This is a genomic window from Ralstonia sp. SA306, from assembly GCF_054792405.1.
In genome coordinates this window covers 96,961-117,467 of sequence record NZ_CP096451.1, presented here as the reverse complement: position 1 = coordinate 117,467, position 20,507 = coordinate 96,961, and the positions used below count along the sequence as shown (strand labels likewise).

The window sequence follows — 20,507 nt, the reverse complement described above, 5'->3', positions numbered from 1 at the left end:
AATTTCGCTCTATGTTGCGCCGCTTTTGGCTGTTTTTCGCGCAAGCCGTCACGGTCGTCCTGGCCGTCTGGTTTGTGATCGCCACGCTCAAGCCTGATTGGCTGCAGCGCGGCAAGGTGGCAGTGCAATCCGGCTCGCCAATTGTTGCGCTTAAGGAAGTCGCTCCGCTCGGCCACGGCGGCACCTCGAGCAACTCCTACGCGGAGGCCGCCAAGGTCGCCATGCCTGCGGTGGTCAACATCTTCAGTAGCAAGAACGCGCCGAAGCGCGGCAATAACCCGCAGGCCAGCGCAGATCCGTGGTTTCGCTTCTTCTTCGGAGACCGCGCCCCGGAACAACGCCAGGAACCCACGGCCAGTCTTGGCTCGGGCGTGATCGTCAGCTCGGAAGGCTACATTCTAACGAACCACCACGTGGTGGACGGCGCCGACGAGATCGAAGTCGCCCTGACCGACGGCCGCAAGGCCAACGCCAAGGTGGTCGGCTCCGATCCCGAAACCGACCTGGCCGTCCTCAAGATCAACCTGCCGAATCTGCCCGCCATCACGCTGGGCCGGCTGGAGAACGTGCGCGTCGGTGATGTGGTGCTTGCCATCGGCAACCCGTTCGGCGTGGGCCAGACGGTCACGATGGGCATTGTCTCTGCCTTGGGCCGCAGCCACCTGGGCATCAACACCTTCGAAAACTTTATCCAGACCGACGCTGCGATCAACCCAGGTAACTCAGGCGGCGCGCTGGTCGATGCCGACGGCAACCTCCTTGGGATCAACACGGCGATCTACTCGCGCTCAGGTGGCTCGCTAGGCATCGGCTTCGCGATTCCGGTATCGCTGGCCAAGCAGGTGATGGAATCCATTATCTCGACCGGTAGCGTGGTGCGCGGCTGGATCGGTGTTGAGCCGCAGGATGTGACGCCGGAAATTGCAGAGTCATTTGGCTTGTCGCGCAAGGATGGCGCGCTGATTGCCGCCGTGGTTCAAGGTGGCCCCGCAGACAAGGCGGGCCTGCGCCCGGGAGACATTCTCACCAGTGTCAACGGTGGGCCGATCCTGGATACGACGGCGCTGCTCAACAGCATCGCTCAGCTTCAACCGGGTGCGGAAGCCAAAGTAACGGTATCGCGCAAAGGCAAGGCGGTGGAACTGACTATCGTCGTCGGCAAGCGCCCGCCGCCGACGCGTCGCAACGTACCGATGCCCTCGCAGGACGACGAAGAACAACAGTAAGCGGCAGGTGTCGGAACACACTAACGGCGGCCATATGTGCCGCCGTTTTTTTATGCGCGCACGCTTGAGCATCAAGCCAGCACGTTGGTGGGCCGAGAGCCGCCTTGACGCCGCCGCGCCCGCTCAACGCAACGAGCGATCCGACGTACCAACCACTGCGCTGCTGCGTTGATACGAGTTGCCTTTGTTCCGCTCTGCTGCGCCCCCCCCCGGGGCGTATGCCGTCGCAAAGCAGCAGGCGAGACGCCCCGCTGTCGCTTGCCTGCACTCCTCCACCATCAACTGAAGCTTGCACACCAGCTAGGCCACCCTTGGCAGCGTTTCAGCCATGGAGGTGCACTGCGAATCGCTCGCACAAAGAAAAACGCCGATCCCTTTCGGAATCGGCGTTTAACCGTTTAATTCGATGCGCTCTTACGAGCGCGTCAAATTAGAACTTGTGACGCAGGCCGACGGTAGCGCCGAACTGGTTGTTGCTGTTGTTCGGGCCCGAGAACACTTGGTTGCCGCCCGTCAGCGTCGTGCCAGCGTAGCCAGTGTCGTTCAGACCCATCACGCCCAGACCCGAGCCGCCGCTGTTCTTAGCATAGGCCACGTTGAAGTAGGCGTCGGTGCGCTTCGACAGAGCGTAGTCGGTACCGACCACGAACAGCCACGGGTTGCCCGTACCGCTGTTCTTGAACTGTTGGTAGTAAGCCGTACCCGTCAGCGACAGAGCCGGAGTAGCTTGGTAACCCAGGCCAGCCCAGTACAGGTTCGAACGCAGGTTGCCGTTGCCAGCAACAGTTGCGTAGTTAGCCTTGTACCAACGGTAGCCAGCGTACAGCTTGGCCGGGCCGAAAGCGTACGTACCAGCGATCGTGGCGCGTTGTTCGCGGTTGTCGCTACCAACGGTCGTCGAGTTGGTCTGGTCGTACACTGCGCCGATACCCAGCGGGCCGCCAGCGTAGTTAGCACCCAGGCTCCACTCGCGGCCGGTCTTGTTGCTGCCAGCCACTTCGTTGCCGTTGTAGTTGAACGAGTACAGACCGGAGACGCTCAGGCCACCGAACGTGCCGACGTACTTGACGGCGTTGTCAGCACGACCAGCGAAGAACGCGTCTTGCGAGGCCAGCGAGTAACGCGTGGCGATTGCCATCGGGTCATACATCAGCGAGAAGTCGTACAGCAGGTTTTGCTGACGACCCAGGGTCAGTTGACCCCACTGGCCTTGCAGACCGACGTAGGCGTTACGACCGAACAGACGGCCACCTTGAGCCGACGTACCCGTGTCCAGGTTGAAGCCGCTTTCCAGGTTGAAGATACCCTTCAGGCCACCGCCCAGGTCTTCAACACCACGCAGGCCCCAACGCGAGCCCGACAGGCCGCCCGAATCCAGACCAAAACGCGAGCCGCTGCTGCCAGCGGTAGCGCCCGGCACCTTGTTTGCGTAGGTCAGACCAGCGTCGACCACGCCGTACAGGGTCACGGAGGATTGTGCATAGGCGCCACTGGCGGCCAGAGCTGCAACAGCAGCTGCAAACAGTTTCATCTTCATATCGACACTTTCCTTGTCAACTGATTGGGAAATCTTGACTGTCCTTATGGACGACGCAGATACCTCACGTCTGACCGCATTATGTGCCAGCGTTGACTGATTCCGGAAACCCTTTCTGGCTCTGGGCCGCGATTTGCGGCCAAGTTGTTGCTCATGGGCAACACGCGCCAAGCCTCGTGGAGAGGGGGGCGCGACCCGCTTTTTGCGCGGTGGCACAGGGGTTGGCGGGCGATTGTCACCCCCTTCCTGTGCAGCAAATTTGGCGGTCGGCGACAGCTCTGAATTGTCGCCTTCGCACCACGTTACGGCAATAAGTGCTTCTTTATTCTCTTTTTATCGACCGAGTGCGGCGTGCCATCGCTTTAAGAAATCGGCACGGCGGAGCTGATCTTGATGGGCGAGTAAACCCGGGCCGACGGGAATGGGTCGATGCGTGTTTCCAAGTTCGGCGAGCAGGCGCTTGGCGGTGAGCCCAGTCTCAACGTCCTGGCGCAGCGAAAACAAGAACGCGCGGTCTGCCATCACGCTCTGACCATCACGCGAGAGCATGAAGTCGAGCCAGAGGCGCGCGGCGTTCGGGCGGGCAGCACGCCGCGCGATGAAGGCAACGCGCGTAGCCACCAGCGTGTAGTCGGTCGGCATCTTGATGGCGAGCGCCGGGTTGCGATCGGCGTAGCGCGCGGCGTACGAGCCGATCACGTTGTAGGCGAGCAGGCTTTCGCCCGACGCGACGCGCTCCAGCATCGCGGCCGTGGTGATGTATAGATTGACGTTGACGCCACCTAATGCCTTGGCAACATCCCAGAACACCGGCGTGGTGCGCGCGTCTTCGGCGGCGAAGAGGAAGGCCGAGCCGGAGTGCTCGATGTCGTACGAGGCGACGCGACCGCGCAGCAAGTCACGATGGCCATTCAGAATGCGGGCGAAATCGGCATGGGTCGAAGGAATCAACTCCGCCGGCAGCTGGCGCGTGTTGTAGACGAAGACGACCGGCTCGTAGCTCGTCCCGTACGCCTCGTTCTTCCAGATGGCCCACGACGGCAGGTAGGGCCGTTCGGGCGATGCGTACGAGAGTGCGTGGCCGTCGTTCACCAGCTTGAACTGCTCGGGCATGGCCGAACTCCAGACCACATCGGCGCCCGGCGACTTGGCGGCGAATTCAGCGAGGAAGCGGCGGTAAATGTCGTCGCTGTTCTGCTCGCGGTAGTCGACGGTGATGCCGGGGTAGCGCGTTTCGAAGGCGCGGATAAGCGGGTACGCCGCTGAGAAATCCGTCGTGGAATACACCGTGACACGGCCTTCGCGGCGCGCGGCGTCGATCATCGCGCCGTAATCGCGCGGGTAGTACGAAGGCAGCTCCGGCGCCGGACGGGCCAGCCACTGCGCGTGCGCCCCGCGCGCGACGACGCCGCTTGCAGCCAGCAATGTGGCGGTCTGAAGCCAGCGGCGACGGGAATTGGGGATGGACGACATGCCGGTTGAAGCTCAACTGGAGCCGCATCAGATGGACGGTGTGATGGGGATGCGGGCGCCACGCATTATCATGAAAATGTAGCCAGAACGATATTGAGAGACACCCGATGCGGATTTTGCTGGTGGAGGATGAGGAAGAATTGGCCGCATGGCTGGCGCGCGCGCTGGCGCAAAGCGGCTTCGTGATCGAGCGCGCGGCCGATGGCGTCATCGCGGAAGCCTTCCTCGGCTCTGGAGAATTTGACGCGGTGGTGCTGGACCTGCGCTTGCCGCGCAAGGATGGCTTTGCCGTACTGGCCGACATGCGCGCGCGCGACGACCGCACGCCGGTATTGATCCTCACCGCACAGGGCGCGCTGGATGAACGCGTGCGCGGGCTCAATGCCGGCGCGGACGATTTCCTCACCAAGCCGTTCGCGTTGTCCGAGCTGGAAGCGCGGTTGATGGCGCTTATCCGCCGCAGCCGCGGCCGGGCGTTCCCGCGTCTGCGTTGCGGGCCGCTGGAGTTCGACACCGGACGCAAGGCATTCCTGCTGTCCGGCGAGCCACTGTCGCTCACGCCGCGTGAGCACGCCGCGCTGTCGGCGCTGCTGCACAAGACCGGCCAGCCGATCAGCAAGGTGCATCTGTTCGACAAGGTCTTCAACCTGGACAGCGATTCCAGCCCAGACGCAGTCGAGGTGGTTGTGCACCGCCTGCGCAAGAAGCTGGCGGGCATGGGCGTGCAGATCGTCACCGTACGCGGGCTAGGCTACATGCTTGAAGCCGGCGATGGTGAAGCGCCTACCGCCGGCGATAGCAGCGCATGATGCAGCGGCTCGCCTGGCTTCGGCTGCCGCGCAGCCTGAAACTCACGCTGCTCTGGTTGCTGCTGCCAGGGCTGGTGGGTGTGCTAGCCATCGACATCGTCTCGGCGTACCAGGCGCTGCGTAGCGCGACCGATCGCGCGTACGACCGCGCCCTGCTCGGCTCGGTGCGCGCCATCGAGAACGGCGTGACGATCGAGCGCGGGCAGGTCCAGGTCAACGTGCCGTATGTGGCGCTGTCCATGTTCGAATCGACCGCCCAGAGCAATGTCTATTACCGCGTCGCTTTCGAGCCCTTGCCCGGCAAGGCGCCTGAAGCGGCGCTGACGGGCTACGACGATCTGCCACTGCCCGTCACACGGCTGGAAAACGACAGCCCGCTCTTCTACGACGCGATGTACCACGACGAGCCCGTGCGCGTGGCCGCCGTGGCCAAGCCGCTGTATCAGCCCGGGCTGCCGGCGCGCATCGTCATTCAGGTGGCGGAAACCATCGAGACGCGGCGCGCGCTGCAACAGGCGGTGTGGCGCGGTACGCTGCTGCGCGATGCGGCGCTGGTGGCGGTGAGCGCCGCGCTGTTGTGGCTCGGCGTGACTGTCGCGCTGCGCCCGCTCAATCGCCTGGCACGCAGCATCGGCGTGCGCGCGTCGGATGACCTGCGGCCGCTCGACGCCACGGACGTGCCAGCCGAGGTGCGTCCGCTGGTCAACGCGATCAACCACCACATTCATCGCTACGCCGAACTTGCGGAGGCGCAAAGCCAGTTCCTTGCCGATGCGTCGCACCAGTTGCGCACGCCGCTGGCCGTGCTGCTCACGCAAGCCGAATACGCGCTGCGCGAAACCGACCCGGCACGCGTGCGCGAAAGCCTGTCCGCCATCATCGCGCGCCTGCAGTCAACGAACCGGCTGACCACGCAATTGCTCGCTCTTGCGCGCGCACGACATGCGGGACAGGATGCGCCGGCCGAAATCTTTGACTTTGGTGAATTGGCACGCGACGTGGTGGTCGACGCACTGCCGCTGGCGCGCGAAAAACAGCAGGACCTCGGGTGGGATGACGGCGGCCTCGCCATGACGCTGCCCGTCATCGGCTACCCTGCCTTCCTGCGCGAGGCGCTCTCCAACCTCGTGCACAACGCCATCCGCTACACGCCGGCCGGCGGACGCATCACCGTACGCGCCACTGCGGAAGGCGATGCCGCCTTGGTCTGCGTGGACGACACCGGGCCCGGCATGAACGCTGACGAGCGCGCACATGCGTTCCAGCGCTTCCGCCGTGCGCACGAGGGCGGAAGTCGCTCGGGTAAACCCAAAGTCGCGCCCAAAGACGCCCGCTATGCCGCCGAAGGTTCCGGCCTCGGTCTGGCCATCGCACGTGCCTATGCCGCGCGGAGCGGCGGGCAAATCGAGCTGGCAGACGGCGAGCCGAACGAGCACGGTGGCGTCGGTTTGTCGGCACGGATTCGCGTGCCGCTGGCGGCTGCGACAGCCCCCACCGAACATGCTGCGACGCAGCAGACGCAATGAAAGCGTGACGAAAGCGCGCGATTTCTATAATCCGCCGCACCTGGGGCCATCCGTCCGAGCTACACGCAGCAAGCCATAAGTAGCCGGCCCCATACCATCACAAGCAAACAGGAGACAAACCCATGCTTCGTGGACGCTTTACGCCTGCGCACGCCGCTCTCGCTTCGATCGCGGCTGCCGCACTGACCCTCAGCGCCGCCGCCTTCGCGCAAGTCCCGGCCGGCTACCCCGCCAGCTATGCAGATACCATCGCCGCCGCCAAGAAGGAAGGCAAGGTGGTGGTGTATGCGACGACCGACACCAAGGCTGCAGATCCGCTGATCAAGGATTTCGAGTCGCTCTACCCGGGTGTGAAGGTCGAGTACAACGACATGAACAGCAGCGAGCTGTACAACCGCTTCATCAGCGAGCAGGCTGCCGGTGGCGCCTCGGCTGACATGATGTGGAACTCGTCGATGGACTCGCAGCTCAAGCTCGCGCAGACCTACGCGATGAAGTACGACTCGCCGGAAGTGCCGAACCTGCCGAAGTGGGCAGTCCACAAGGGCATCGCCTATGGCACGACGTATGAGCCGGCCGTGTTCCTGTACAACAAGCGCCTGGTCAAGGATTCGGAAGTGCCGCAAACGCACGCCGATTTCGCCAAGCTAGTCGCCAGCCAACCCGAGCGCTTCAAGAACAAGGTCACGACGTACGACATCGAGAAGTCTGCCGTGGGCTTCATGATGGCGGCGCAAGACAATCTGGATTCGCCGCAGTACTTCGACTTCGTCAAGGCAGTGGGCCCGAACCTTGTGCTGCAGTCCTCCACCGGCACGATGATGGAGCGCGTGGCCTCGGGTGAAAACCTGGTGGCGTACAACATCCTCGGTTCGTACGCGATTGCGCGCGCCAAGAAGGATCCGTCGATCGGCATCGTCTATCCGAAGGACTACACGCTGGTGGTGTCGCGCGTGGCGATGATCGCCAAGAAGGCGAAGAACCCGAACGCGGCCAAGCTGTGGCTGGACTACATCCTGTCCAAGCGCGGCCAGGAAATCCTCGCCAACAAGTCGGATCTGCACTCGCTGCGTGAAGACGTGACGGGCGAAGCCACCGCCGCCGGCCTGAAGAAGATTCTCGGCAGCAGCATCAAGCCGATTCCGGTTGACGAATCCATCCTGGCGTTCCTGGAACCCAAGAAGCGCCTGGACTTCATCAAGCAATGGCGCACCGCCGCCGGCCGTTGATCTGATCCGCTGATCACCGGCACCCTTCTCATCTGACCGACCTGCCGGCGCCATCCGTATCTGGCGCCGGCTCCTCCTGGAGGCACCATGCGTTCTCTAGCGCAAGACCGTGCCGCCGCTCGCCAAGTCACCCTCAAGCGCTCGCCCTGGACGCGTGTGGGACAGGCTTTGCCGCGCGGCGTGGTCATTCTGCTTACCGCGCTGGCGATTTTCACGCCGCTGGCGCTGATCTTCTACCAGAGCTTTCTGTCCGCGCCGTTCTTCATGCCCGACGCGCTGGCGGGGCTGGATGCGTATCGCTTCATCTTTACGGATTCGGATTTCTGGCAGGCCTTTGAGAAATCCACCGCGCTCGCTTTCGGTCTGGCGGTGATCTCGGTACCGCTGGGCGGCATCCTGGCGTTCCTGATGGTGCGTTCGGACTTGCCCGGCCGCCGCGTTCTCGAACCGCTGCTGATGATTCCGGTGTTCGTCTCGCCGATGGTGCTGGCGTTCGGCTACGTGGTGTCCGCCGGCCCGGTAGGCTTCTACACTGTGTGGTTCAAGAGCGTGTTTGGCGGTGCACCGTGGAACGTGTATTCGTTCACAAGCATCATCATCATTGCCGGCCTGACGCACGTGCCTCACGTGTATCTGTATGTCTCGTCGGCGCTGCGCAGCCTCGGTTCGGACGTGGAAGAAGCCGCTCGTATCGCGGGGGCTTCGCCGCTGTCGGTGGCACTCAATGTGAGCCTGCCGATGGTGCGCCCTGCCCTGCTGTACGCAGCCGTGCTGGTGACATTCCTGGGCTTCGAGGTGTTCGGCCTGGTGCTCGTGCTGGGTGATCCGGAAGGCCACCTCGTGCTGGCGACCTATCTGTACAAGCTGACGAACAAGCTCGGCACGCCGGCATATCACCTGATGGCGGCCGTGGCGGTCTGCCTCGTGATGGTGACGTTCCCGCTGGTGCTGCTGCAACGCTACATGCTGAAGTCGGCCAACCGCTTCGTCACGGTCAAGGGCAAGGTCACGCGCAGCCGTCCGTTGCCGCTGGGCAACTGGCGCTGGCCGGCGTGGGCGGTTGTGGTGCTGTGGTTTTTCGTAACGGTGGTGGTGCCGCTCTCGGGTATCGCGCTGCGCGCCTTCGTGTCGAACTGGGGTGAAGGCGTGTCGCTGGTCGAGGCATTCTCGACCACGGCGTTCCAGCAGATCTTCGAGCAGCCCCAGTTCCTGCGTGCGATGGTCAACACGGTGCTGATCGGAGTGATCGGCGGCGCGCTGGCCGTGGGCTGCTACACGTGCATCGGCCTGGCCATGCACCGCAAGCCGGATGGCTGGACGCGCTTCCTCGATTACAGCGTGCTGGTGCCTCGTGCCATTCCGGGTCTCCTGGCTGGCCTGGCCTTCCTGTGGGTGTTCCTGTTCGTGCCCAACTGGATCGAGACCGGCCTGACCGACAGCGGCCTGCCATTCGCCAACTGGATCATCGAGAACATCGTGCCGAGCCTGCGCGACCTGCGAAGCACGATCTTCAGTGTATGGATCGCCTACACGGTGGTGTGGCTGGCCTATGGCCTGCGGTTGATCTCGGCCGCGTTGCTGCAAGTCGGTCCGGAGCTGGAAGAAGCCGCACGCTCGGTGGGCGCCACCCGTGCCCGCACCACGCGCGACGTGACCGTGCCGCTCACGCGCTACGGCCTGCTCGGCGCTTGGCTGCTGATCTTCCTGATTTTCGAGCGCGAGTATTCGACCGGTGTGTACCTGCTGTCGCCGGGCACCGAGACGATCGGCTCGATGCTGGTTTCCCTGTGGGCGGGCGGCGCCATCGATATCGTTGCCGCGCTGTCCTTCGTCAATATCGTGCTGGTGGCCGTCGGCCTCGGCATCGCACTGCGTTTCGGAGTGAAGCTCCATGATTGAACTCACTGTCAACGACCTGCACTTGCAATACGGCAACAACCCGGTTCTCAAGGGTGTTTCGATGCAGCTGCAGAAGGGCGAGGTCGTCTCGCTGCTGGGCCCGTCGGGTTCGGGCAAGACCACGCTGCTGCGTGCTGTCGCCGGCCTCGAGCAAGCGAGCCAGGGCACTGTCCAGATCGGCGATCGGGTCATGTTCGACGGCGCCAAGAAACTCGACGTGCCGGCCGAAGGGCGCAACCTGGGCCTGGTGTTCCAGTCGTACGCGCTGTGGCCGCACAAGACCGTGGCCGAGAACGTCGCCTATCCGCTCAAGCTGCGCAAGACACCTGCCACGCAGATCAAGGAACGCGTGCAAGCGGTGCTGCAGCAACTGGGCCTCGGCCATCTGGGCGAGCGTTTCCCGAGCCAGCTCTCCGGCGGCCAGCAGCAACGCGTGGCCATCGCCCGCGCGCTGGTCTACAACCCACCTGTGATCCTGCTCGACGAGCCGCTCTCGAACCTCGACGCCAAGCTGCGCGAAGAAGCCCGCGCCTTCCTGCGCGAGCTGATCGTGCGCCTGGGCCTTTCAGCCCTGATGGTCACGCACGACCAGAGCGAAGCGATGGCCATGTCCGATCGCATCCTACTGCTGAACAACGGCGTGATCGAACAGCAGGGCACGCCCGAGCAGATGTACGGCGCGCCCGAAACGCTCTTCACCGCCGAGTTCATGGGCAGCAACAACCGCATCAACGGCAAGATCGCCGAAGTGCGTGACGGCATGGCCCGCCTGGTGGACGAGACTGGCGGCTGGTCGCTGTGGGGTGTGGCGCGCGGTGATTTGAAGCCCGGTGCATCAGCGCACGGCGTGATCCGCCTCGAGCAGGTGCGCGTGGGCGTCGACAACGCCGACAACACCATCCACCTGCCGCTCGCAACGCGCATGTATCTGGGCGACCGCTGGGAATGCCTGTTCCGTGCCACCGACGACAGCGGTGCGACCGGCACAGGCCTGCGCGCCTACTCCGCCAGCGCCCCGAGCGACGGCAAGTACGCACTGACCTTCCCGCGCGAACAGTTTTGGCTGTACGCCGCTTAAGGCAACAGCCGTAACAGCGGATTCATCGGCAACAAAAAAGGCAGCCTCGGCTGCCTTTTTCTTTGGCTGATGCTGGGTCGGCCCGTCAGTCTTTTACCACCGGCAAGTGCTCTGGATTGTTCTCCGGAGCCGTGGTCTGACGGATAAAGATTGCCGCCAGGATCAGCCCCAGCTCATACAGCAGCCACAGCGGCACCGCCAGCAGCAACTGGGACATCACGTCAGGCGGCGTCACAACCGCAGCGATCACGAACGCACCCACCACCACGTACGGCCGCGCCTGCCGCAGCTTCTCCAGACTCACGATGCCAAAGCGCACGAGCACCATCACGACCACCGGCACCTCGAAGGTGATGCCGAAGGCGAGGAACGTGGTCATCGCAAAGCTCAGATACTTGTCGATGTCGGTCGACATCTCGGCGCCCAGCGGCGCGTTGTAGTGCGCCATCACCTTGAACACCGTTGGGAAGACCAGGAAATATGCAAATGCCACACCGCACAGGAACAGCACATAGGTGCTCACCACCAGCGGCATGATCATCCGCTTCTCGTGCGTATATAGCCCCGGCGCCACAAAGCGCCAGATTTGGTACAGCACCCAGGGCAGGGCGATGAGGAAGGCGGCCAGCAGCGTCACCTTCATCGGCACGAAGAACGAGCCGGTGACATCCGTCACGATCATGTGGCCATTCTTGGGCAACGCCTGGATCAGTGGTCGAGAGAACAGATTGAAGATATCCGGAGCCCAATAGACCAAGCCCAGAAAGACCAGCAGCACGCCGGCACCCGCCTTGACGATGCGCTCGCGCAGTTCGACCAGATGCGAGATGAAGGTTTCCTGCGCGCCGTCCTCGGGCGACTCTTGCGGATCGAGCGGAGCGGCACTCATGTCGGGTGGGAAAGAGGGAAGTCAGGACGCGGCACCGCAGACACGGCTCGCGCCCGGAAGATCATTCGAAGAAGGAGCGCGCACGCGACTGTGCGGCAACGATGGGCGGACGATGACGCTTGACGCGTGCCGCGCCCGATTGCGCCCACATGCGTACGCCCTGCTTCTGGCGGTACCACCTGGGCATCGAGAGCTGCTTGTTGCGCCAGCTGTTGCGGCCGTTGCGCGACTTGCCCGGTGCCGGGCGCCAGTCCGGGGCGGAGGTCGCCGTTTGCGCGGGATCACCAAGCGCCTCGTTCAGGCGTTCGTTGATCTCGGTCGTGTGCTTGCTGACCTCCTGGTGGATGGTCTGCTCGACATTGCGCGCGGCCTGCTCGAAGTCGGTGCGCATCTTGCGCAGCTCCTCAAGCTCGATTTCACGGCTGACCTCAGCCTTCACGTCGGCGATGTAGCGCTGTGCGCGGCCAAGCAAGGCGCCAGCGGTGCGCGCCACTTTGGGCAGACGCTCCGGCCCGATGACGACGAGCGCCACCATGCCAATCAGCGCCAGCTTGGAAATGCCGAGATCGATCATCGGTCAGCGCGCGTCGGTGTTCAGCCTTGCTTGGACTTGTCGCGCGCTTCGACGTCGATCGTCGTCGAATCGTGCAGCTCGCGCGGCGGCTGGCCGGCGGTCTGTTGCGGTTGTTGCGAACCCGCGGGCTTGTCTTCCTGCCCTTCGCGCATGCCGTCCTTGAAGCCCTTCACGGCGCTGCCCAGATCCGAACCGATGTTGCGCAGCTTCTTCGTGCCGAACACCATCATGATGATGACCAGCACGATCAGCCAGTGCCAAATGCTAAAGGAACCCATGTCCTACTCCCACGTAAATGCGGCTGGTGGCGTCGCAACGGTGGCGACGCCATTGGTTGATTTTACGGATTTGCGTACATCGGCTTGCTGTCATTCAGATACAGCCAACCTTTCACAATACGATACAGCATCCAGATGCCCAGAGCCCACAAGACGGCAAAGCCGATGAAGGCCACGGGAATGAGCAGCACGCCGATCACACCCCACAATACGCACCACCAGAACGAACGGATTTGCCAACGGAAGTGCGACTCATACAGCGTGCCCCGCACATCGTCGCGCTTAACATACCCGACGATGATGGCAATCAATGCAGTGATACCGCCGGTCAGCCAAAAAATGGCGTAGAGCGCATACAGAATATGCGTCAGACGACGCAGCCCTGCCAGGCGCTCCGCGTCGTCCGTCACCGCCACTGCTGCTCCGTATTTGTCCACGCTGCCCCCCTGCGACGATTCGTCACCGTAGTCAGTCACCCGCCGCGTCGCGCGCCTGCGACTTGCGCAGCGCCTTCTCTTCCAGGCCGGAAAGCCCTTCGCGGCGCGCCAGCTCACTGACGACGTCATCCGGCGTGAGGTTGAAGTGCGACAGCAACACCATGGTGTGGAACCACAGATCGGCCACTTCGTAGACGACCTTGCTGCGCGCCTCGTCGGTCATGCCTGCGGCGCGGGCATCCTTGGCGGCCATGACCGTCTCGGTGGCCTCTTCGCCGATCTTCTTGAGGATGGCATCGTCGCCCTTGTTGAACAGGCGGGCGATGTAGCTCTTTTCCGGGTCGCCGCCGTTGGCGAGCTTGCGGGATTCGAGCACCTCGCCCAGGCGGCGCAGGGTGTCACTCATGATTGTGGCCGGGCTTGCCGGCGTAGATATCGTCGGGGTCCTTGAGCACGGGCTCGACGGTATGCCAATCGCCGTCCTCCACATTGCCTTCGAACTTCTGGAAAAAGCACGCGTGGCGGCCAGTATGGCAGGCGATGCCGCCGATTTGTGTGACGCGGAGCAAGACTACGTCTTCGTCGCAGTCGAGGCGGATTTCGTGCACCTTCTGGATGTGGCCGGACTCCTCGCCCTTGTGCCACAGGCGCTTGCGCGAGCGCGACCAGAACACGGCCTCGCCGGTTTCCACGGTCTTCTGCAGTGCCTCACGGTTCATGAAGGCGAACATCAGGACGTCATTGCTGCCCTGCTCCTGCACGATCACCGGTACCAATCCGTTGTCGTCCCAGTGGACCTTGTTCAGCCACTTCTTGCTCATAGTCCGATCCGTACTGGAATGCCCTGCTCTGCCATGAATTGCTTGGCCTGGCCGACGGTGTATTCGCCGTAATGGAAGATGCTGGCGGCCAATACCGCATCGGCGTGACCTTGCTGGATGCCGTCTGCCAGATGCTGCAGGTTGCCGACGCCACCTGAGGCGATGACCGGCACCGGCACTGCGTCCGACACGGCGCGCGTGAGTTCCAGATCGAAGCCGGCCTTGGTGCCGTCCCGGTCCATGCTGGTGAGCAGGATTTCGCCCGCGCCACGCTGCGCCATTTCACGTGCCCATGCCACGGCGTCCAGGCCTGTGCCTTTGCGGCCGCCGTGCGTAAAGACTTCCCAGCGCGGTGCCTCGCCTTCGCCCGACACTTTCTTGGCGTCAATAGCCACGACAATGCACTGTGCGCCATGGCGGGCGCTGGCGTCCGAAACCAGCTGCGGATTCGACACCGCCGACGAGTTCATGCTGATCTTGTCCGCACCGGCATTGAGCAGCCGGCGGACGTCTTCCAACGCGCGCACACCGCCGCCCACCGTCAGCGGAATGAACACCTGCGAAGCCACCGCTTCGATGATGCCCAGCATCAGGTCACGCCCGTCCGACGTGGCCGTGATGTCGAGGAAGGTGATTTCGTCGGCGCCCTGCTCGTCGTAGCGGCGTGCGATTTCTACGGGGTCGCCCGCGTCGCGCAATTCGACGAAATTGACGCCCTTGACCACCCGGCCGTTGGTCACGTCCAGGCAGGGGATGATTCGTTTGGCTAGCATGATGAGTCGGGCGCCGGAGCGCCCGTTGTGCACGGCTGGATCAACGATCAGGCCGCGCCGAGTTTGTCCGCGAGGGCTTGCGCTTCCTTGAAGTTCAGGTCGCCGGAGTAGATCGCGCGACCACAGATCACGCCTTCCACGCCATATTCTTCGACCGCGCAAAGATGGTCGATGTCCTTCAGGTTCGACAGGCCGCCACTGGCAATGACCGGAATCTTCACCGACTGCGCCAGCTTGACGGTGGCATCGATGTTGATGCCCTGCAGCATGCCGTCGCGGCCGATATCGGTGTAGATGATGCCTTCGACGCCGTAGTCTTCGTACTTCTTGGCGAGGTCAGCGACTTCGTGGCCGGAGAGCTTGCTCCAGCCGTCGGTCGCCACCTTGCCGTCCTTGGCATCGAGCCCGACGATGATGTGACCACCGAACGCCGTGCATGCGTCCCGCAGAAAGCCCGGGTCCTTGACCGCCGCCGTGCCGATGATCACGTACGACAAGCCATCGTCGAGCCAGCGCTCGATGGTGCCCAGATCGCGGATGCCCCCGCCGAGTTGCACGGGAATCTCATCGCCCACCTCGGCGAGGATGGCCTTGACGGCCGCCTCGTTACGCGGCTTGCCCGCGAAAGCGCCATTCAGATCGACAAGGTGCAAGCGGCGCGCACCCTGCTCGACCCAATGCCGCGCCATGGCAGCAGGGTCTTCCGAGAATACGGTGGCTTGATCCATATCGCCTTGTTTGAGGCGCACACACTGACCGTCCTTCAGGTCGATGGCCGGGATGAGCAACATAAGCGTGACGACAGAGTTGAGGGGAAAAGATTAAAAAGGGCGAAAAATGGATTCGATTGCGACGCCACGGCGGGCATCACGGATTCCAGTGCACGAAGTTCCGGTAGATCTGCAGGCCCGCTTGCGCACTTTTTTCCGGGTGAAACTGTGTTGCAAAAATATTATCCCGGGCGATGGCGGAGGTAAACCGCACGCCGTATTCGGTCTCTCCGACCGATTCGTCGGCGTTGGCAGGCCGGGCGTAGTAGCTGTGCACGAAATAGAAGTAGCTCTGATCCGCCACACCTTCCCAGAGGGCGTGGGCACGACTCTGGTGCACGCGGTTCCAGCCCATCTGAGGCACTTTGTACCGTGAACCGTCCGGCTGCAACTGGCCGTCAAGGTCAAAGCGGACCACATCGCCTTTGATGAGGCCCAACCCTTCGGTGTACTGCTGCCCGAGGCGTGCCTCTGTGCTGCGCTCGAGCAGCATCTGCTCGCCCACGCATACGCCGAGCATCGGCTTGCTGCGCGATGCCTCCAGCACAGCGTCGCGCAGGCCGGACTGGTCGAACGCGGCCATGCAGTCGGGCATGGCGCCCTGCCCCGGCAGCACCACGCGGTCGGCCGAACGAATTTCATCCGCTTGCGCACTGATGCGCACATCGGCCTCTGGAGCAACGGCCATCAAGGCTTGCGCTACCGAGCGCAGATTGCCCATACCGTAATCGACGATTGCGATCTTAGTCATGACTTAACTTAGGCCCTAAGTACGGGCAACAGGGTTTTCAGCCCATCAACGATGAATTCCACGGCCAGCGCCGCCAGGATCAAACCCATCAACCGCGTACCGACGTTGATGCCGGTGCGACCGATCACACGGGCGATCGGCTCGGCCGCGCGCAACACGATCCAGACCACGGCCGCGATCGCAACACCGACCCCAGCCAGGAGAAACAAGTCCCACCAATGCTTGGTCTTGCCAGCGTAGACGATGACCGTGCTGATCGAGCCGGGGCCCGTGAGCAGCGGAATCGCCAGCGGCACAACCGCAATGCTGGCCTTGGCACCGGCCTCGTCCTCTTCTTCGGGCGTGGCCTTGGTGCGGCTGGTCTGCGCATTGAGCATGTTCAGCGCGATCATGATCATGATGATCCCGCCGCCGACCTGCAGCGAGCCCACCGAGAACCCGAAAAAGCTGATGATCTGCTCGCCAAGCAACGCAGACAGGCCAATCACGATCGCCACCGAAATCGACGCGACCTTGATGGTGCGGCGCTTTTCTTCATCCGTCTGGCTCTCGGTCAGGCTGATGAAGAACGGGATCGCCCCGATCGGGTTGATCAGCGCGAGCAGCGAGAAAAAGCTTTTTGTCAGATCCATCGGATCGGCGGCCGGTTTTGGAGTCGGGTAGGCGCGGCCAGGCCGACGCAGTGATTTACAGGGCGCCCTTGGTCGACGGAATCGTGCCGGCAGCGCGCGGGTCGATCTCCACAGCCATGCGCAGCGCGCGTCCAAAGGCCTTGAACACGGTCTCGATCTGGTGGTGTGCGTTGACGCCGCGCAGGTTGTCGATATGCAGCGTCACGCCAGCATGGTTGACGAACCCGCGGAAGAATTCGATGGACAGGTCCACGTCAAAATTGCCCACGCGTGCGCGCGTGAACGGCACGTGGAACTCCAGGCCCGGACGGCCGGAGAAGTCGATGACCACGCGCGACAGGGCTTCGTCCAGCGGCACGTAGCTGTGGCCGTAGCGCACGATGCCCTTCTTGTCGCCGATGGCTTTGGCGACGGCCTGGCCCAGTGTGATGCCGACGTCTTCCACGGTGTGATGATCGTCGATATGGGTGTCGCCGGTGGCCGAGACGTCCAGGTCGACCATGCCATGTCGGGCGATCTGGTCGAGCATGTGGTCGAGGAAGGGGACGCCGGTGTTCAGCGTTTGCTTGCCCGTGCCGTCCAAATCAAGGGCGACGCGGATCTGCGTTTCAGAGGTGTTGCGAGTGACCTCGACACGGCGGCTCATGGGGCTTCCTGCATCGATGCGGCAAAGGCATCGATAAATTGCGCGTTTTCTTCGGGATTGCTGACCGTCACGCGCAGACAGTTGGCCAGCAACGGGTGCATTTTACTGACGTTTTTAATCAGAATCCGCCGATTGAGCAGGCGCTCGAACAAAGCGGCGGCATCGGGCACGCGCAGCAGGATGAAATTTGCCGCGCTCGGGAACACTGTCACGCCCGGTTGGGCCGACAGCGCATCGATCAACTTGGTGCGCTCGGCGCGCAGGGTCGCTGCCTGGGCATCCAGTACATCCACGTGTTCGAGCATGAACTGGGCAGTCGCCTCGGTCAGCACATTCACGTTGTACGGCGGACGCACCTTGTCCAGCTCGGCGATCCACTTCGGGTGGCCGGCCACGTAGCCGAGGCGGATGCCGGCCAGGCCCAGCTTCGAGACCGTGCGCATCACCAGGAGGTGATCGAAATCGCGCAGGCGCGGCATCCAGCTATGTTGCGCGAACGGCTGGTAGGCCTCGTCGACCACCACCAGGCTTTGGCACACCGGGCCGCGAGCGGCGCGGATGATCGCATCCATGTCGGCCGCGTCGAACAGATTGCCGGTCGGGTTATTCGGATACGCCAGGTAGATGACGGCGGGCTGGTGCTCGGCCATGGCGGCCAGCATGGCTTCACGGTCGAGCGTCAGGTCCGCCTTGAGCGGCACGCCGACGAAGTTCAGGCCCAGCAACTGCGCCGACATCGCATACATCACGAAGCCCGGCACGGGCGCCAGCACGGTCGCACCGGGCTTGGCCGCGGCAATGGCGATCAGGCTGATGATCTCGTCCGAGCCGTTGCCCAGCAGCACCTCGGCGCCGGCCGGCACGTGCATCACCTGCTTGAGCTGCGCCTTGAGCGCGTCGGCGGTCGGCACCGGGTAGCGATTGAGCGCGACTTCGGCCAGGCGCTTGCCCAGCGCGTCGCGCAGCATCGCCGGCAGCGGATACGGATTCTCCATCGCGTCCAGCTTGACCATGCCGGTCGCGTCGGGCACGTGGTACGCACCCATGGCGCGAACGTCGTCGCGCACGATGCGGGCGAGCAGGTCATCCAGAGAGGCTTGGGCCGGAGCGGTGGCGGTCATCGTTGTGCGGCGAGTGTTATTCGGAGGCGGGGCGTTGCAGGCGATATTCAGCGCTGCGGGCATGCGCCTGCAGGCCTTCGCCGTAGGCCAGCTCGGCAGCAATCTCGCCCAGCATCTGCGCGCCGGCTTCGCTCACCTCGATCAGGCTGGAACGCTTGATGAAGTCGTACACGCCCAGTGGCGATGAGAAGCGCGCCGTGCGCGAGGTCGGCAACACGTGGTTCGGACCCGCGCAGTAATCGCCCAGCGATTCGCTGGTGTACTTGCCGAGGAAGATCGCGCCGGCGTGGCGGATGCGCTCGGCCCACTGGCGCGGGTTCTCTGCCGAAATCTCCAGATGTTCGGGCGCGATGTCGTTGGCGATGTCGCACGCCTCTTCCATGTCGCGTACTTTGACGAGCGCGCCACGGCCCGACAGCGATTCGGCAATCACGCTACGGCGCGGCATGTCTTCGAGCTGGCGGTTGATGCTGGCTTCCACCTGCGCGATGAACTCTACGTTCGGGCACAGCAGGATCGACTGGGCCAGTTCGTCGTGCTCGGCTTGCGAGAACAAGTCCATCGCCACCCAATCCGGATCGGTCGTGCCATCGCAGATGACGAGGATTTCCGACGGACCGGCAATCATGTCGATGCCAACCGTGCCGAACACGCGACGCTTGGCAGCGGCCACATAGGCGTTACCCGGGCCGACGATCTTGTCGACGGCGGGGACGGTGTCGGTGCCGTAAGCGAGCGCACCCACAGCCTGCGCGCCGCCGATGGTGAACACGCGGTCGACGCCGGCAATGCAAGCAGCAGCCAGCACCAGCTCATTGCGCACGCCACCCGGCGTGGGCACCACCATGATGATTTCCTTGACGCCGGCCACGCGAGCCGGAATCGCATTCATCAACACCGACGACGGGTATGCCGCCTTGCCGCCCGGCACGTAAATGCCCACGCGGTCGAGCGGCGTCACTTTCTGGCCGAGCACCGTGCCATCGGCTTCGGCGTATTCCCAGCTGTGCGTGCCGCACTCGATCTTCTGCTTCTCGTGATACGCGCGCACGCGGGCAGCAGCGGCTTCCAGTGCCGCGCGGCGCTTCGGCTCCAGGCCATCCAGCGCGGCTTGCAGGGTGGCTGGCGACAGTTCCAGCGCGGCCACGCTGTCGGCTTCGATGCGGTCGAAGCGGCGCGTGGCCTCCAGCACGGCGGCATCGCCGCGCGCCTTCACGTCGGCCAGGATCTGCGCGGCGGCGCGGTCGATGGCTTCGTCTTCGCTCGCCTCGAAAGCGAGCACCTGGCGCAGCTGCGCCGCGAATCCGGCTTCGGTCGAATCCAGCTTACGGATGGTCAGGCTCATGCGGCTTCCCCAACGCGCGCGTCCGTCGCGGAGGCGCGCTCGAAAGCGTCGAGGATGGGCGCCAGCCGGTCGCGCTTGAGTTTCAACGCAGCCTGGTTGACGACCAACCGGGAAGATATCTGCACGATCTCTTCCACCTCGACGAGGTTGTTCGCGCGCAGCGTGCCGCCCGTGCTGACCAGATCGACGATGGCGTCAGCCAGGCCCACCAGCGGGCCCAGCTCCATCGAGCCATACAGCTTGATCAGGTCGACGTGCACGCCCTTCTTGGCGAAGTGCTCGCGCGCGGTATTCAGATACTTCGTCGCCACCGACAGGCGCGCGCCCTGGCGCACCGCGTTGGCGTAATCGAAGCCCTTAGGCACCGCCACCGACATGCGGCAGCGGGCGATGTTCAGGTCGATGGGCGCATACAGGCCGGCCATGCCGTGCTCCATCAGCACGTCGCGGCCGGCTACGCCGAAGTCCGCCGCGCCGTATTGCACGTAGGTCGGCACGTCGGACGCACGCACGATGATCACGCGCAGCGCCGAATCCGACGTCGGCAGAATCAGCTTGCGCGAGGTTTCCGGATCTTCGGTCACCTCGATGCCGGCGGCCTTCAGCAGCGGCAGCGTCTCTTCAAAGATGCGCCCTTTGGACAGCGCCAGCGTGAGCTGGTTGGAGGCGGACTGGAATGCGTTCATGGCCGGC

Annotated in this window: 22 protein-coding genes; 6 read left to right on the top strand and 16 right to left on the bottom strand. The window is 63.7% G+C overall.

Going from position 1 to position 20,507, the window contains the following annotated elements:
• Positions 1-11: 11 nt before the first annotated feature.
• Positions 12-1,226, top strand: coding sequence for a Do family serine endopeptidase (locus tag M1D44_RS00595; RefSeq protein WP_024977820.1), 1,215 nt, complete (start codon positions 12-14; stop codon positions 1,224-1,226).
• Between the two features lie 430 nt (positions 1,227-1,656).
• Here M1D44_RS00595 and M1D44_RS00590 read toward each other — a convergent pair whose 3' ends face one another.
• Both M1D44_RS00590 and M1D44_RS00585 read right to left on the bottom strand, forming a co-directional pair.
• On the bottom strand, positions 1,657-2,763 hold the full coding sequence (locus M1D44_RS00590; RefSeq protein ID WP_024977821.1) for a porin: 1,107 nt from the start codon (positions 2,761-2,763) through the stop codon (positions 1,657-1,659).
• Positions 2,764-3,096: 333 nt separating this feature from the next.
• Positions 3,097-4,236 (bottom strand): extracellular solute-binding protein, encoded by a 1,140-nt coding sequence (locus M1D44_RS00585; protein WP_024977822.1) that lies wholly within the window; start codon positions 4,234-4,236, stop codon positions 3,097-3,099.
• A 107-nt stretch (positions 4,237-4,343) separates the two neighbouring features.
• Here M1D44_RS00585 and M1D44_RS00580 point away from each other — a divergent pair, with 107 nt between their 5' ends.
• The 5 genes from M1D44_RS00580 to M1D44_RS00560 all read left to right on the top strand — a co-directional run bounded on the left by M1D44_RS00580 (position 4,344) and on the right by M1D44_RS00560 (position 10,777).
• A complete protein-coding gene (locus tag M1D44_RS00580) occupies positions 4,344-5,045 on the top strand; it encodes a response regulator (protein ID WP_112183473.1) in 702 nt (233 codons plus the stop codon).
• Positions 5,042-6,571: a sensor histidine kinase gene (locus tag M1D44_RS00575; protein WP_112183471.1), complete on the top strand. Its 1,530-nt coding sequence runs from the start codon at positions 5,042-5,044 to the stop codon at positions 6,569-6,571. Before M1D44_RS00580 ends, M1D44_RS00575 begins: the two co-directional genes overlap by 4 nt.
• A gap of 122 nt (positions 6,572-6,693) precedes the next feature.
• Positions 6,694-7,800 carry an ABC transporter substrate-binding protein gene (locus M1D44_RS00570; protein ID WP_024977825.1) on the top strand — a complete coding sequence of 369 codons (1,107 nt, stop codon included), beginning with the start codon at positions 6,694-6,696 and terminating at the stop codon, positions 7,798-7,800.
• Between the two features lie 87 nt (positions 7,801-7,887).
• Positions 7,888-9,699: an ABC transporter permease gene (locus tag M1D44_RS00565; protein ID WP_024977826.1), complete on the top strand. Its 1,812-nt coding sequence runs from the start codon at positions 7,888-7,890 to the stop codon at positions 9,697-9,699.
• Positions 9,692-10,777, top strand: coding sequence for an ABC transporter ATP-binding protein (locus M1D44_RS00560; protein WP_316854357.1), 1,086 nt, complete (start codon positions 9,692-9,694; stop codon positions 10,775-10,777). Before M1D44_RS00565 ends, M1D44_RS00560 begins: the two co-directional genes overlap by 8 nt.
• Before the next feature lie 85 nt (positions 10,778-10,862).
• On the opposite strand, the gene tatC is transcribed toward M1D44_RS00560, so the two are convergent.
• The 14 genes from tatC to hisG form a co-directional block, all read right to left on the bottom strand.
• On the bottom strand, positions 10,863-11,666 hold the full coding sequence (tatC, locus tag M1D44_RS00555) for a twin-arginine translocase subunit TatC (protein WP_316854356.1): 804 nt from the start codon (positions 11,664-11,666) through the stop codon (positions 10,863-10,865).
• A gap of 61 nt (positions 11,667-11,727) precedes the next feature.
• A complete protein-coding gene (tatB, locus tag M1D44_RS00550; protein WP_024977829.1) occupies positions 11,728-12,240 on the bottom strand; it encodes a Sec-independent protein translocase protein TatB in 513 nt (170 codons plus the stop codon).
• A gap of 20 nt (positions 12,241-12,260) precedes the next feature.
• A complete protein-coding gene (gene tatA / locus M1D44_RS00545) occupies positions 12,261-12,518 on the bottom strand; it encodes a Sec-independent protein translocase subunit TatA (protein ID WP_009241947.1) in 258 nt (85 codons plus the stop codon).
• 62 nt (positions 12,519-12,580) lie between these two features.
• Positions 12,581-12,955, bottom strand: coding sequence for a DUF4870 family protein (locus tag M1D44_RS00540; protein WP_024977830.1), 375 nt, complete (start codon positions 12,953-12,955; stop codon positions 12,581-12,583).
• 31 nt (positions 12,956-12,986) lie between these two features.
• On the bottom strand, positions 12,987-13,361 hold the full coding sequence (locus M1D44_RS00535; protein ID WP_024977831.1) for a phosphoribosyl-ATP diphosphatase: 375 nt from the start codon (positions 13,359-13,361) through the stop codon (positions 12,987-12,989).
• Entirely contained in the window at positions 13,354-13,776 is a 423-nt protein-coding gene (gene hisI, locus M1D44_RS00530; protein ID WP_024977832.1) for a phosphoribosyl-AMP cyclohydrolase, read from the bottom strand. The genes M1D44_RS00535 and hisI overlap by 8 nt, the downstream gene beginning before the upstream one ends.
• Entirely contained in the window at positions 13,773-14,549 is a 777-nt protein-coding gene (gene hisF / locus M1D44_RS00525) for an imidazole glycerol phosphate synthase subunit HisF (RefSeq protein ID WP_037032054.1), read from the bottom strand. Before hisF ends, hisI begins: the two co-directional genes overlap by 4 nt.
• Before the next feature lie 47 nt (positions 14,550-14,596).
• Positions 14,597-15,340, bottom strand: a complete 744-nt coding sequence (gene hisA / locus M1D44_RS00520) for a 1-(5-phosphoribosyl)-5-[(5-phosphoribosylamino)methylideneamino]imidazole-4-carboxamide isomerase (RefSeq protein WP_024977834.1) — start codon at positions 15,338-15,340, stop codon at positions 14,597-14,599.
• A gap of 76 nt (positions 15,341-15,416) precedes the next feature.
• A complete protein-coding gene (gene hisH / locus M1D44_RS00515; protein ID WP_024977835.1) occupies positions 15,417-16,070 on the bottom strand; it encodes an imidazole glycerol phosphate synthase subunit HisH in 654 nt (217 codons plus the stop codon).
• Positions 16,071-16,078: 8 nt separating this feature from the next.
• Positions 16,079-16,702 (bottom strand): MarC family protein, encoded by a 624-nt coding sequence (locus M1D44_RS00510; protein ID WP_024977836.1) that lies wholly within the window; start codon positions 16,700-16,702, stop codon positions 16,079-16,081.
• Positions 16,703-16,757: 55 nt separating this feature from the next.
• The gene (gene hisB / locus M1D44_RS00505) at positions 16,758-17,348 is read right to left on the bottom strand and encodes an imidazoleglycerol-phosphate dehydratase HisB (RefSeq protein ID WP_024977837.1); all 591 of its coding nucleotides are present in this window, start codon (positions 17,346-17,348) and stop codon (positions 16,758-16,760) included.
• Positions 17,345-18,469 (bottom strand): histidinol-phosphate transaminase, encoded by a 1,125-nt coding sequence (gene hisC, locus M1D44_RS00500; protein WP_316854355.1) that lies wholly within the window; start codon positions 18,467-18,469, stop codon positions 17,345-17,347. The genes hisB and hisC overlap by 4 nt, the downstream gene beginning before the upstream one ends.
• Positions 18,470-18,485: 16 nt before the next feature.
• The gene (gene hisD / locus M1D44_RS00495) at positions 18,486-19,814 is read right to left on the bottom strand and encodes a histidinol dehydrogenase (protein ID WP_316854354.1); all 1,329 of its coding nucleotides are present in this window, start codon (positions 19,812-19,814) and stop codon (positions 18,486-18,488) included.
• Positions 19,811-20,500 carry an ATP phosphoribosyltransferase gene (gene hisG, locus M1D44_RS00490; RefSeq protein WP_316684571.1) on the bottom strand — a complete coding sequence of 230 codons (690 nt, stop codon included), beginning with the start codon at positions 20,498-20,500 and terminating at the stop codon, positions 19,811-19,813. The genes hisD and hisG overlap by 4 nt, the downstream gene beginning before the upstream one ends.
• Positions 20,501-20,507: the final 7 nt, after the last annotated feature.